The sequence below is a fragment of the Paenibacillus sp. SSG-1 genome, from assembly GCF_002224835.1.
Taxonomy (GTDB): domain Bacteria; phylum Bacillota; class Bacilli; order Paenibacillales; family Paenibacillaceae; genus Paenibacillus_AQ; species Paenibacillus_AQ favisporus.
Window position 1 is genome coordinate 2,078,447 of sequence record NZ_MBRK01000001.1, and the last position, 12,306, is coordinate 2,090,752.

12 protein-coding genes are annotated in these 12,306 nt (G+C 51.8%); 9 read left to right on the forward strand and 3 right to left on the reverse strand.

Annotated features, from left to right (window positions below):
• Positions 1-62: 62 nt before the first annotated feature.
• On the forward strand, positions 63-1,871 hold the full coding sequence (locus BCV73_RS09815; RefSeq protein ID WP_143811844.1) for an LTA synthase family protein: 1,809 nt from the start codon (positions 63-65) through the stop codon (positions 1,869-1,871).
• Positions 1,872-1,948: 77 nt separating this feature from the next.
• On the opposite strand, the gene BCV73_RS09820 is transcribed toward BCV73_RS09815, so the two are convergent.
• Genes BCV73_RS09820 through BCV73_RS09830 form a run of 3 tightly spaced genes read right to left on the reverse strand, consistent with a single transcriptional unit; the run spans position 1,949 to position 5,429 of the window.
• Complete coding sequence (locus BCV73_RS09820) at positions 1,949-3,889, reverse strand: ABC transporter permease (RefSeq protein WP_179231942.1); 1,941 nt, start codon at positions 3,887-3,889, stop codon at positions 1,949-1,951.
• Positions 3,876-4,643, reverse strand: a complete 768-nt coding sequence (locus BCV73_RS09825; protein WP_089546944.1) for an ABC transporter ATP-binding protein — start codon at positions 4,641-4,643, stop codon at positions 3,876-3,878. Before BCV73_RS09825 ends, BCV73_RS09820 begins: the two co-directional genes overlap by 14 nt.
• A 42-nt stretch (positions 4,644-4,685) precedes the next feature.
• Positions 4,686-5,429, reverse strand: coding sequence for a hypothetical protein (locus tag BCV73_RS09830; protein WP_089546945.1), 744 nt, complete (start codon positions 5,427-5,429; stop codon positions 4,686-4,688).
• 198 nt (positions 5,430-5,627) lie between these two features.
• Here BCV73_RS09830 and BCV73_RS09835 point away from each other — a divergent pair, with 198 nt between their 5' ends.
• The 8 genes from BCV73_RS09835 (at position 5,628) to BCV73_RS09870 (ending at position 12,168) form a co-directional block, all read left to right on the forward strand.
• The gene (locus BCV73_RS09835; RefSeq protein ID WP_076169397.1) at positions 5,628-6,299 is read left to right on the forward strand and encodes a response regulator transcription factor; all 672 of its coding nucleotides are present in this window, start codon (positions 5,628-5,630) and stop codon (positions 6,297-6,299) included.
• Positions 6,296-7,312, forward strand: coding sequence for a sensor histidine kinase (locus BCV73_RS09840; protein ID WP_089546946.1), 1,017 nt, complete (start codon positions 6,296-6,298; stop codon positions 7,310-7,312). The genes BCV73_RS09835 and BCV73_RS09840 overlap by 4 nt, the downstream gene beginning before the upstream one ends.
• Before the next feature lie 76 nt (positions 7,313-7,388).
• Positions 7,389-7,808 (forward strand): MarR family winged helix-turn-helix transcriptional regulator, encoded by a 420-nt coding sequence (locus tag BCV73_RS09845; protein ID WP_089546947.1) that lies wholly within the window; start codon positions 7,389-7,391, stop codon positions 7,806-7,808.
• Positions 7,809-7,899: 91 nt separating this feature from the next.
• Positions 7,900-8,733, forward strand: a complete 834-nt coding sequence (locus BCV73_RS09850; protein ID WP_089546948.1) for an alpha/beta fold hydrolase — start codon at positions 7,900-7,902, stop codon at positions 8,731-8,733.
• Positions 8,734-8,978: 245 nt separating this feature from the next.
• Positions 8,979-9,584: a DUF2087 domain-containing protein gene (locus BCV73_RS09855; RefSeq protein ID WP_076169394.1), complete on the forward strand. Its 606-nt coding sequence runs from the start codon at positions 8,979-8,981 to the stop codon at positions 9,582-9,584.
• Between the two features lie 12 nt (positions 9,585-9,596).
• Positions 9,597-10,256, forward strand: coding sequence for a spermidine synthase (locus BCV73_RS09860; protein WP_244169170.1), 660 nt, complete (start codon positions 9,597-9,599; stop codon positions 10,254-10,256).
• Positions 10,257-10,625: 369 nt separating this feature from the next.
• The gene (locus BCV73_RS09865; RefSeq protein ID WP_089546949.1) at positions 10,626-11,291 is read left to right on the forward strand and encodes a Vat family streptogramin A O-acetyltransferase; all 666 of its coding nucleotides are present in this window, start codon (positions 10,626-10,628) and stop codon (positions 11,289-11,291) included.
• A complete protein-coding gene (locus tag BCV73_RS09870; RefSeq protein ID WP_089546950.1) occupies positions 11,281-12,168 on the forward strand; it encodes a Vgb family protein in 888 nt (295 codons plus the stop codon). Before BCV73_RS09865 ends, BCV73_RS09870 begins: the two co-directional genes overlap by 11 nt.
• Positions 12,169-12,306: the final 138 nt, after the last annotated feature.

Genomic DNA, 12,306 nt, shown 5'->3' on the forward strand with positions numbered 1-12,306 from the left:
TTAATGTTTTTTTAAGATAATTGGCGTATACTGTTCGCTTGAGAACAGATGGGAGTGATACCGTGCGCCAATTATTTGTGCCGTCCAGGCGGGTGGGGATAACCCTTTTCTCCTTGCTGCTCGGCGGTTTTATTTTAAACTTCTTCATGCAGGCGGCTTCGCTCGGGATGAATATCGGAAGCGTGCTGAACTGGATTTCCCAATATTACTGGCTGTATTTGTCCGGCAGTTTGTTTTTCTTTTTCGTACTGCTGGTCTGTGCCATGATCATTCCGAATGTCTATACGGGGGCGTTGATCGCTTTTATCGTATGCGTTGTCCTCGGGATCGCCAATTATGAGAAGCTGTCCACAACGGGCGAGCCTTTATTCCCATGGGATTTGATGCAGATCAAGAACGCCCAGGAAATGACGAAAATTACGAAGGGCATGATTTCGCCTACAGCGGTCATCGTCTCGGTGCTGCTCGTTGCGGCACTGATCTATCTGATGCTGAAGCTGCCAAAGGTCAAGATCCGTCTTCCGCTGCGGATCACGCTCGGCATCATCTCGCTGGTTGCGGTCGGCGGATTTATTCAAATGGTTGGAGGCCAACACGCGCTGGCCACGTCGCTGAAGTATCAGAACATTCCATGGAACCAGAAGGTCAACTACGCCCAAAATGGGTTTGTGTATGCCTTCGCCGGGAACCTGATGCAGAACCTGATCGAAAAACCGGAGGGTTACAGCAAAGAAGCGATCGAAGCCATCGCGCAAAAATACGGAACATCTACCGATACGCCGCCAACCAAAGCGGTAGAGCAGCCGAATATTATGTATATGATGGACGAGGCCTTTTTTGATCCGACCCGGATGCCGTCCTATACGTTCAGCGAGGATCCGCTGAAGTTTATTCACCAGAATGCCCAATCGACGCTGGATGGTTTTCTGCTGTCCCCTGAGTTCGGAGGCAACACGGCCAATGTGGAATTTGAGGCGCTGACCGGCCTGTCGATGTATTTTTTGAAGGACGGGTCGATTCCGTACCAGCAGCGAATTGTCAAAATGTCCTCACTGCCTTCCATCGTCAGCATTCTGAAGGACCGGGGATACGAGGCGCTGGCGCTGCATCCGTTCGATGACACGTTCTACAACCGCAATCGGGTGTATCCGATTCTCGGCTTCGACCAATTCACGAGCGAGAAGGACCTGCCGAACGCCAAGCGGTATACGCCGAATGGCTACATTTCCGACATGGCCGCCGTGCAGGAAGCCGTCCGTGAGCTGAAGTCGGCGAGCAAGCCGACGTTCCTGCATCTGGTGACGATGCAAAACCATTTTCCGTTTACCAAGGGACTGAACGGTTCGAACACGATTACGGTTTCCGGCGTCAAACCGGAATACAAAGACGAGCTGGAAACGTACACGCATGATACCAAGCTGACGGATGAGGCGGTGGCTTACTTGAGCCAACAGCTGAAGACGATTCAGCGGCCGACGATCGTCGCGTTCTGGGGCGATCACCTGCCGGCATTGTCCTCCGGGGTGTATGCCCAGGCCGGATTTAACGACAACCCGCGCCTGAAGCATGAGACGAAGCTGATTTACTTGGCCAACTTTGATATCGGCAGCAAGTCTCCGGGCACGATGAGTCCCGCTTTTATCGGGCCGACCGTGTTCGAGCTGTCCGGCCAGAGTATGCCGGCGTATTACAAGCTGCTGGAGAAGGTGAAGTCCGAAATTCCCGGCTTGAACAAAAGCGTGTTAATCGGCAAGGATAACGCCGTGATTTCTGCCTTGACGCCGGAGCAGCAGTCGCTGCTGAACGATTACAAGCTTGTGGTTTACGATATGCTGGAGGGAGAGCAGTACGGCAAGGATTTGCTGTACTAGGGATTGCGTGCTGCCCCTACCGATTGAAGAAGGGGATGTCCCATGGTATACACCACGGGCATCCCCCTTTGCTATATTTATTGCTGTGCCGATACGGTCCGATAATAGGTTTTGACCGTAAACGCATAATAGGCGAGATAGATCAGAAGATAAGCCCCGCCGGAGAGGAGGATCGGAACGGCGAACAGGCCGCTGATCAGGTTAATGCCGGCAAGTGCCTTTAGCATCATGATGCTGTGGACCAGTCCGACAATCAGCGGGAGTCCAAACACGAACAGCACCTGCTTGGCGACCGACCGCCGGATATCTTTACGGCTTACGCCGATTTTGCGCAAAATGCCGTAGCTTCCTTTGCTGGCTTCCGCTTCGGTCAACTGATTAAAGTAGATGATACTCCCGGTGGCTGCCAGAAAGACCAGCCCGAGAAATCCGAGCGTAAAGACGTTGATGCCGGCGTTCTCCACATTCTGGCGGTACTGCCGATAGAATGTTGCCATTTTGCTTTCGTCTCCAGAAAGCTTGATGAGCGCCGTTGCGGTTTCCTTCGTCGTTTCCTGGCCCCTGACTTTAAAGGCTTTATAGGTGCTGCCCTTGAGGCTCTTGCTCAACTGGCTGAACAGGCCGTCGCTCATGACGATGCACAGATCCGGATAGCCCCAAGGAAGGATGCGTCCTTCAGCAACCCCAGTCACCTCTAAGCTCTCTTGTTCATTCCCAGCGGTGATGGATATTCGATTTCCTTGTACCTCATCAGCCGATAGGTTCGTGTACAATGGGCGAACGAGGACAACATCCCGACCAGTGGGCTGAAGGCGTTCTTTATAGCCCAGTGCCGAAGCGGCCTGATTATACGTTGATGCAGATATCAGCTTTACGGGAACCTCATTTGGCTCGTAATTTCCCGGCTGATAGGCAAACTGGGTCAGATCGGCATCGGTCGCAATCGCAGGAAGATCGATTTCAGCGATAACCGGATGTTTGGCGTCCGAGAGAATGAGCTGTCTGGCCGCGGCATCAAGCCCGTTTTCCGAAGCTGCAGAAGCTGCATAGGTGTAACTGAACGGTCTCTCTTGTTCGGCACTCTGCTTTTGGGTATAAAAAAAGCTGTAGCCAACGCTTACCGCGCACAAGGTCAAGGAACTGAGCAGCGCGATCGTGGTCAGCATGACTGTATTGCTGCGGATCCGGTAGAGCAGGTGGGAAGTGCCGATCATGTTGATGCCGCGGTAATACCTTTTTTTATGATGTGATGACAGCTGTAAGAGCGCAATGACAAGGGAGCGGAACAACAGATAGGTGCCTGCGCCTAGTCCAATAAAAATGATGGAGAAGTTGACAAGAATACCTTGGGTCGTACTTACAGGTTTAAAAGCAGTCCAGTAACCCAGAGCAATGAGGATGACGGACAGCCCTGCAGCGAGCCGAGAAATTCGGGGTGCATGCTCACCTTTTCGCTCGGCTTGAAATAGCTCCACGAGCTTGAACTTATAGATCAGCCGGTACCCCTGCATGGAAGTGATCAGAATCAGGACCGCAAATACCAATGTTACTTGACCAATGGCCCCGATGTGAATTTCAAACCCGGCTCGGACCGGGTTATCCAGCAGCTTCAGTAAAATCATTGTGAACAGCTTTGATAAAAGGGTGCCGAGAGAGACGCCTAAGATCAAGGCAACCAGACTCATGATCAGGTTTTCATAGAACAGCATCCGGGCGATCGTTTGTCTCCGCATTCCGAGCAGAGCATATAAACCAACCTCCTTCTTTCTTTTTCGGGTAAAGAAGGCGTTCGAGCCCCATACGAATACGGCTGTGAACAAGATCAGGATGACGGATGCCTGGGACAGAATGGCCCGGAGGCTTTCGGAGGACTGCAGTCCTTCAGCAATGGCCTGGCTATATTGAAGCGACACGAAAATATAGTAAATCATGACACTGAAAATCATGGACAGCAGGTAGATTAAATAATTTTTGACGTTCCCCTGAATATTTTTCTTCGCTACGTCAAACAGCGTCAATGGCTCCGCCTCCCAGTACGGCCAGTACATCCAGCACTTTTTTGAACATGTCCCTGCGCGACTGGCTTCCCTTGACCAATTCGGTGAACAGGCTTCCATCCTTGATGAAAATCACCCGCTTGCAGTAGCTGGCGGCATAGGCGTCATGGGTAACCATCAGAACTGTAGTTCCTTCCTGTTCGTTCAGTTCCTTCAAGCTCTCCAGAAAGTCCGTCGCCGATTTGGAATCGAGCGCCCCGGTAGGCTCGTCGGCCAGCAGCAGCGCGGGTTTCGTCACGATCGCCCGGGAAGCGGCGGTGCGCTGCTTCTGCCCACCCGATATCTGGTACGGATATTTGTCCAGAATCGACTGGATCCCGAACCGGACCGCAACCTCGCTTGCCCGCTGCTCCAGCTGTCCGACATTCATTTTGGCAATGGCCAGCGGAAGCACGATATTTTCCTTAACTGTCAGCGTGTCGAGCAGGTTGTAATCCTGAAACACGAAGCCCAGCCGGTCTCGGCGAAACGAAGACAGCTGCTCTTCGTTCATGTTCAGAATGTTGTATCCGTCGATCACCACCTCGCCCGAGGTCGGGGAATCGATGGTGGCCAAAATATTGAGCAGCGTCGTCTTTCCTGAACCTGACGGTCCCATAACAGCCACGCTTTCGCCTTCCTTGACGGTTAGGTCGATGTGTTGCAGGGCGGATATGACGCTGTCTCCCGAGCCGTATACTTTGGAGATTTGTTTGCCTTCGATGACAACATTCATTGATTGTGTCTCCTCCTTAATGGGGTTCTCTATTAGACTTCATTAACCCATGCGGCCGAACAAAGTGAACAGGGAAATCCCGACACAAACGATCAGCGTCCAGGCTCCTATTTTCAACCATCCGGGAAAAGGGATGCTGCGCAGTATGGTCCATCCGAACGGAATAAAAGCGACGGCAAGCCCTCCGGCTGCCGCGATGGACCATGGCGTCGTTCCTTTCAAAACGCCGAGCGGGAGTGCGCTGGCCAGTGCCAGTGCTGCGGATTGGAACAAGCCGAGCGTTCCGGAACGGTAAGAGCCGATGGCCAGCACGATCCATCCTAAGATGATAGCCAGATTAAAAGTGCTGTAGATGTGGAAGGCACCGTACGCATCTCCGACCGTGTTCACCGCCTGACCAACGCCGCCCGTTTTCACCAGCTGAAAAGCCAGATGGTCGACTCCTGCATGGAAGGTGCGGGCAAACAGGCCTGAAATGACGAATAATCCGCCCCAAAGCGCGAAGCGCGGTTTCGAAACGCCGATCGACTGGACCAGCAGCAGGACTGCCGGCCAGAGCATGATAATCCCGGCCCCGAACAGGCTGTACGAAGCCGTCATCTGCAGCGGATGCTCGTCATAAGCTGCCAACTGGTCGGGAAAGAAAAAGTGATACGGTGAGCGGAGCAGGATGCCTGCCAGAAGCAGTATAGGCGAAACGATCAAGGCGATTCCCCCGGCCCACGTTCCGGGAAATCTCTGCTTCGACACTGCTGAGGTCAGCGCTATTTTACCATGTCCTTGCATAAAATCTCTCCTTGTTCTTTGCTGTTACCAAGCCCGGTAGTGTTCATTATAAAGGAGTCAAAATGCATCAAAGCTTACGGTATTAGGAAGAACCTAACGATTTTGTCACATTGGGCGGAAAAGCTGGAGGCAGGGGAAGATGTCGTTTACAATAAGGATACGATATAAGTGCGTGAGCAAAGGATGAACCGGATGAACATGAAAATTTTAGTCGTGGAAGACGAACCCGTAATCCGGGAGATGATCGGGGACTCGCTTGCGAAATGGGGATTCGAACCGATCCTGGTCAGCGATTTCGAACAAGTGATGTCTTTGTTCAGTGAACAGGCCCCTGGACTGGTCATTCTGGATATCAACCTTCCAAAGTTCGACGGTTACTATTGGTGCAGCCGGATCAGGGAGGTGTCCAAGGTACCGATCCTCTTTTTGTCCTCGCGGACGACGCCGATGGATATGGTGATGGCAATGAACATGGGAGGGGACGATTTTATCCAGAAGCCCTTTCATATGGACGTGCTGATGGCCAAGATCAACGCAATGCTGCGAAGAGTGTACTCCTACCTTGATGTACAAACCCATGTTATCGAGCATCAAGGCGTACTGCTGAACCTGAACGATGGGGATGTGTCCGTCGGAGAGCATCGGGCCGAGCTGACCAAAACCGAATTTATCATCCTGAACATGCTGATGCGGCATGCAGGCACGATCGTCGGACGAACGAAGATGATGCGGAGCCTGTGGGCAGACGAAAGTTTTATTGACGATAATACGCTTACCGTGAATATTGTCCGAATCCGGAAGAAGCTGGCTGACCTCGGGAAGAAGGATTATATTGTGACCAAGAAGGGACAAGGGTATCTGATACCATGAAATTTGTGGACTATGTAAAGGTCAAAAGCGGGTTTATCGCGTTCTACATCCTGCTGATGACTGTTGTGACGCTGTTTATGTATTTGGATTCGGACGGCTCTTCCGGAATAGGAAACATGGTATATTTGAATGTTATCTGTTTTGCCGGTGCCGCGCTGTACGTGGTGATCGGCTACTATTACCGGAGACCTTACTATCAGATGCTTCAGCAAATGAAGATCAGTAAAATGGAGGAAGTAACAGCCCTCCTTCCCGAACCGCAGCATCCGCAGCAAGCAATCGTTAATGAATGGGCCAGGCGGCTTCAACGCCTGCACTCTGACCAGCTGCAGCAGCAGCTTCATGAGAAGAAGGATCATCAAGACTTTATCATGTCATGGATTCATGAAGTAAAGCTGCCGATTACCGCGTCCAGGCTCCTATTGGAGAACGGTATGACTCACAATGCGGAAGCTGTCATGGACAAGCTGGAGGACGAGATCGACAAAATCGATCATTATGTGGAGCAAGCACTCTATTATTCACGGATCGACTCGTTCAACCGGGATTACTTGATTACCGAAACCGCGCTGGAGCCTCTGATTAAAGCAAGCGTCAAGAAATACGCCAAGCTGTTCATAAACAAGCGAATCCAGTTTCTGATGGCCGGCAAGCCGCTTTTCGTTCATACCGACGGCAAATGGCTGGGTTATATGATCGACCAGATCGTATCTAACGCGCTCAAATATACCGGCGAGAACGGCCGCATCCTGTTCCGTTATGAGGAGGATGCCGCCGAGAAGCGGCTGGTTATTGAAGACACGGGGATGGGTATCAAGGCGGAGGATCTGCCGCGTGTTTTTGATAGAGGCTTTACGGGCGGAACGGGCAGAACCGAAGCCAAATCCACGGGTATGGGGCTCTATTTGGCCCGTCAGATGGCCCTGAAGCTCAGCCACCGCCTGACGGTTGATTCGGCCGAAGGCGAGTCGACTGCGTTTACGCTGCATTTTCATAAATTTAAGCAGGAATAGCGGACATATATAGCCGGTTATTCATAAGTTTTCTCGTAGAGCTTTAATATAATTTGAGAAACAGGATGGGATTAGGATGAAAAAAAACGCAGCCACGATGTTCAGCAAAATCCGCAACGCCATTAACGCCATGATCATATCGGAACTGGAACAGCGCGGCATCGAGGGCATTGTCTCCTCACACGGGGATATTTTGTGGGCGCTGTATATCCAAGACATGCAGCCCATAACCGTGTTGAGCGAAAAAATCGACCGGACGCAGCCGACGGTCACTGTGCTCGTAAACAAACTGGAGAAGCTGGGATACGTCCGTAAAGTAAAGAGCAAGGGAGACAGCCGCATGACGCTGGTTTCGCTGACGCCAAAAGGAAAAGAATTGGAGCCGGTGTTCCAGGAAGTATCCGCCCGTCTCAACGAGACCATATACGGCGGACTTTCCGACAAGGAGCAGGTTCAGCTTGAATCCCTGTTGGAGCAAATATTCAAGAGGTTCTAATGCTTCGTCCGCAAATATATAGACATCTATGTAATTATTCGGTACACTGTAATATATAGATATCTATGTAAATAGTGAGGAGGTATTCTTTATGAAATGCGAGCAAAAACATACGACGATTCACTACGAGATTCACGGCAACGGCAAGCCGGTTTTGCTGCTGCATGGGTTTTCCTGTGATCATCACCTCATGACGGGATGTATGGAACCGGTGTTCAAGAGCCAATCCGGCTGGAAAAGGGTATATCCGGATTTGCCGGGAATGGGGGACAGCACCGTTACAGACGGTATCCAGAGTACGGATGATATGCTGGAGGCGCTCGATGAGTTTGTTGGAGAAATTTTGGGGGATGAGCCTTTTATTTTGGCTGGAGAATCTTACGGCGGCTATTTGTCCAGAGGACTGCTCAAGAAGCGTCAGCATCAAATCGAGGGTCTGCTCCTGATCTGTCCAACAGCGGGACAGGCGAAGCACGACGCGCCGGCATTTCAGCTCATTGCCCAGGATGAAGAGTTTATGTCGCAGTTGAACCATCCGTACGCGGGTGAATTTAGCGGAATGCATACGGTACAGGACGAGTACAATTGGAGCCGGTTTGAACGGGAAATTGTGACCGGGCTCAAAAAAGCTAATCGGCCGTTTCTGGAGCGTTTACGCCAGCGTTATGATTTCTCGCCTGAAATGGAGAAGCTGGACACCCCTTATGTGAAGCCCGTGCTTATTCTGGCCGGCCGGCAGGATCATATCGTCGGTTACCGGAATCAGTGGGCGTTTGCGAACGAGTATCCGCGGGCAAGCTTCGTCATGCTTGATCGGGCTGGCCATAATCTGCAGATCGAACAAAGCAGGTTATTCCACGTCCTGGTGGAAGAATGGCTTGATCGGGTAACCGAAGAGCAGGAAGCCAAGCACAGAAGAGCGTAACCAGGATGCGTTCAAACTAGATTTTTTTCAACACAGCATATTTTCACAATGACCAAACTCCCGATAGGGGGTCTTTTTTTCTGGAAGGTACCTTTTCCAGCAATAGCCCGATCCTGATAAATAACCGTTGCAAGCTTTATGGACAGAGGAGCTTCCCCAGCGCTTTTCTTGACGGAAGCGAAAATATTGATTATCCTTATATTTAATAAACATTAAATTTAATACGCATATAAAGGGTGGTTTTTCTGCAGCTCGATAAACTGGTCAATTATTATAAGGCTTTAGCCGACCGGAACCGGATTCGGATTCTGGTGCTCCTGTCTCAAGAAGAAATCAACGGAATGACCCTTGCGGAGAAGCTGGGTGTCACCCCTGCGACGATCACGCATCATATCGCCAAATTAAAGGAAGTCGGGGTTGTCATGGAGCGCCGGGAAAAGAACGTGTCGTACTACCGGATTTCGCAGGACATGATCGAGCGTACGGAAGGACAGCTGCTGAAGCTGATCCGCAATTATGAGCCCCAGGAGGATCAGCCCGGGCCGCAGTTGTCCGCTAAGAACGAGAAGCTTCGGGACACCGTGCTCAAAAGCTTCATCATGGATGACGGCCGGCTGAAGAACATCCCGGCACAGCTCAAGAAAAAGCTGATTGTGCTTGAGTTTATGGTGCGAAACCTGGATATGGGACGAAAATATACGGAGAAGGAAATCAACGAGTTCATTAAAACGTATCATCCCGATTTTGCCACGATCCGCAGGGAATTCATTATGCATCACTACCTGTATCGTGAAAAAGAAATCTATGAGTTGAATCCGGTGGAAATGTGGGAGAAATGGGAGTATCTCTAGGGAGGCGGTTACGTGCTAGTAGACCCATTGGAAGTTGTGGAACGCTGCGATACCCCGCGCGGCGAAATTCAGCTCCAGCGCCGGGGCTGCGAATACGAATTGATCAGTAACGGTACGTTTCTCATGGCCACCTATAACGGCGAGTCGGAAAAAAGGCTTGTCCGTTCGGCCATCGATGCCTGCGCCAAAGACGGGATGACTCTGCTGATCGGAGGCTTAGGTGTCGGCTATTCTTTGGGAGAGGCGGTGCATCATCCGCAAACCGGTCAAGTCACTGTCGTGGAAATCGAAGACCAGGTCATCACCTGGAACCGGACTTATTTAGCGCCATTTTCCGGAAACGCGCTGTCCCACCCAAAGACGAGGGTCGTATGCGCCGACCTGCTGAAATGGATATCCGAGACCGACGAGACGTTCGATGCGCTATGTTTTGACATCGATAACGGGCCGGATTGGACGGTGTTTCAGAACAACGAAAGCTTGTACTCTCCGGAGGGACTTAAGGCGCTTACCCGCCTGCTGAATCCCGGAGGCGTCATGTCTTTCTGGAGTGCTTCGGCGTCTCCGGCATTTAAGGCGCTCCTCGAGTCCCGTTTTGCCGGCGTGGAAGAAATTCGCATCGAGCAGCCGCGGAACGTCGAGCCTGATGTGGTGTACATAGCCAAAACTTAAACTGCAATCGTGCAGCGCTTTATGGAAAAAGGGTTGAACATGTGACTGCGATATGGTAGATTAAGGGCATTCAAGTCATGAAAGGGTGACCTTAGGCCAATGATCTACTAATCCTATCCACACAAAACAATCGTTTGAAACGATGTTTAGGATAGGATTCGTGCGGGCTTTTTTAAGTAGTCATGCTGGTTGGGCATGTGCTTCTTAAATGCGGGATCATGGCGCACCCTCTTGACGAGAGGATTCAGCGGATTTCCATGCGTATACAGCCTCCTGTCCTGAACATCGGGACAGGGGGCTTTTTTGTGTGGCAATGAGGCGACCGAACACGCTATCCAATCTGCTGAACAATCGAAAGGAGTGACTTGCATGCCAGGTCCTAATCCGAACGCGAAGTATCCGATACCCGGGGATAACAATATGCAGTTTATCAAAAACGTGATCACGATGCCGAACCTGATCGCGGGAGATTATTCTTACTACTATGCGATCAATGGAGAGTCGTTTGAAGATCAGGTGCTATATCATTACGAATTTCTCGGAACCAAGCTAATGATCGGCAAGTTTTGCTCGATTGCCGGTGAGGCGCGTTTTATGATGGATGGAGGCAGCCATCGGATGGACGGCTCTACGTTTCCTTTTAATATTTTCGGAAACGGCTGGGAAGCCCACACGCCAACACTGGATCAGCTCCCGATCAAGGGGGATACCATTGTGGGAAACGACGTCTGGATCGGACGAAGGGCAACGATCCTGCCAGGCGTGAAGATTGGCAACGGAGCGATCATCGCGGCCGAAGCCGTTGTGACAAGGGACGTCGAGCCTTACACCATCGTCGGCGGCAACCCGGCGAAGGAAATCCACAAGCGCTACGCACCCGAGGTGATCGCCGAGCTGCTGGAGATCCGCTGGTGGGATCACGACATCGAAGAAATCGAGCGGTTCATGGGCGCCATTGCCAGCGGCGACATGGATCTGCTGCGGCAGATGGGCAAGCCAATGCTGCAGGAAGGAGGCATGTCAAATGAGAATTGAATTGGTGGAATTCGCCTTGCCTTTGCCGGACTCGGGGCCGTACGGTATTGCGGCCGGCAGAGATGGGACTGTGTGGTTTACGGAGCAGAAAAGGAACCGGATCGGAGCCCGGAATGAGCATGGCGAGTTTACCGCGTTTGACGTGCCGACACCCAATGCGGGGGTGATGTCGATCCTGTGCGACCGAAACGGGGATCTTTGGTTTAATGAATATCATGCCGGGCAAATCGGCCGGATGACGCCAGGTGGAGCGTTCAAGGAGTATAAGCTGCCCGACCCGGGCTGTGCGCCGTTTGGTCTCGCTGAAGGGCCTGACGGGGCGATCTGGTTCACCGAGATGATGACCGGCCGGATCGGCAGGCTCAGCTCTGGGGGTGAAGTGACCGAGTACAAGCTTCCTCATGAGGGTGCTTTTCCATCGTTCATCACCACAGGCAGTGACGGGAAGCTGTGGTTTACGGAAAACCAAGGGAATCGGATCGGCACCATCGACACAGACGGTTCAGTGACTCACTATGCGCTTCCAACGCCAGGTTCCGCACCGGTGGGGATTACGGCGGGCCCAGACGGCGCGCTGTGGTTTGTGGAGATCGCCGGGAATCGGGTCGGCAGAATCACGACGGACGGTGAGATAAGCGAGTATTCGCTGTCTACCGAAGGGGCGAAGCCTCACGCGATCACGTCCGGAATCGGCCAGGACCTTTGGTTCACGGAATGGGGTGCGAACCGGATCGGCCGCATCACCGTGGACGGTAAACTGACCGAATATGACATTCCGACACAGGGGTCGGAACCGCATGGCATCACTGTGGCCGCGGACGGCACGGTGTGGTTTGCCGAAGAATGCAATCGTCTTGGACGATTGACGATCAAGTAAAGAGTGCGAAGCAAAAGTCTCAGGATCATCCGTGACCTGAGGCTTTTTGGTATGAAAATGACATATCTTTTTCTGTCCGTTTATTCGGAATAATGGACTAAGTGGATGCTCCACGAGTACTAATTTTTTAACTATTTT

What these genes read in the sequence shown, in the direction of transcription:
- BCV73_RS09825 (WP_089546944.1), bottom strand. Translation starts at nt 4,643, where the DNA reads ATGAATGTTGTCATCGAAGGCAAACAAATCTCCAAAGTATACGGCTCG.
- BCV73_RS09830 (WP_089546945.1), bottom strand. Translation starts at nt 5,429, where the DNA reads ATGCAAGGACATGGTAAAATAGCGCTGACCTCAGCAGTGTCGAAGCAG.
- BCV73_RS09835 (WP_076169397.1), top strand. Translation starts at nt 5,628, where the DNA reads ATGAAAATTTTAGTCGTGGAAGACGAACCCGTAATCCGGGAGATGATC.
- BCV73_RS09840 (WP_089546946.1), top strand. Translation starts at nt 6,296, where the DNA reads ATGAAATTTGTGGACTATGTAAAGGTCAAAAGCGGGTTTATCGCGTTC.
- BCV73_RS09845 (WP_089546947.1), top strand. Translation starts at nt 7,389, where the DNA reads ATGAAAAAAAACGCAGCCACGATGTTCAGCAAAATCCGCAACGCCATT.
- BCV73_RS09850 (WP_089546948.1), top strand. Translation starts at nt 7,900, where the DNA reads ATGAAATGCGAGCAAAAACATACGACGATTCACTACGAGATTCACGGC.
- BCV73_RS09865 (WP_089546949.1), top strand. Translation starts at nt 10,626, where the DNA reads ATGCCAGGTCCTAATCCGAACGCGAAGTATCCGATACCCGGGGATAAC.
- BCV73_RS09870 (WP_089546950.1), top strand. Translation starts at nt 11,281, where the DNA reads ATGAGAATTGAATTGGTGGAATTCGCCTTGCCTTTGCCGGACTCGGGG.